This window comes from Shigella sp. FC1967 (genome assembly GCF_001743005.1).
In the GTDB taxonomy this organism is placed as follows: Bacteria; Pseudomonadota; Gammaproteobacteria; order Enterobacterales; family Enterobacteriaceae; genus Proteus.
The window spans coordinates 1-249 of the sequence record NZ_MIIZ01000278.1 but is presented as its reverse complement, the minus strand read 5'-3'; the positions used below and the strand labels follow the sequence as shown (position 1 = coordinate 249).

The 249-nt window shown below is 50.2% G+C and carries 1 pseudogene; it reads left to right on the top strand.

The annotated features are described in order from the left end of the window. Positions 1-198, top strand: a pseudogene (locus tag BHE89_RS02550) (hypothetical protein); the annotation flags it as partial. Between the last annotated feature and the right edge of the window lie 51 nt (positions 199-249).

Genomic DNA, 249 nt, shown 5'->3' with positions numbered 1-249 from the left:
GCTGCTGGGAGGTGCCCAATGATTAAGCGATTTTGGACACAGTTAGACCCCAACAAGAAGCGTTGGGTGTCTATCGCTGGCGGCGTCTTCGTTCTTTTTGCGGTCGTGACAATGTTCTCTGGTGAACCCAAGAAAGAAGAGAAGCGCGGTCGCCAAGAAACCATCAAGCACGTTCTCACAGACAAAAAACACCCGTGAGATCGGGATAGATTCGTTGTCTGCCGATGTGAAGATGGTGTCTCGTGAAAA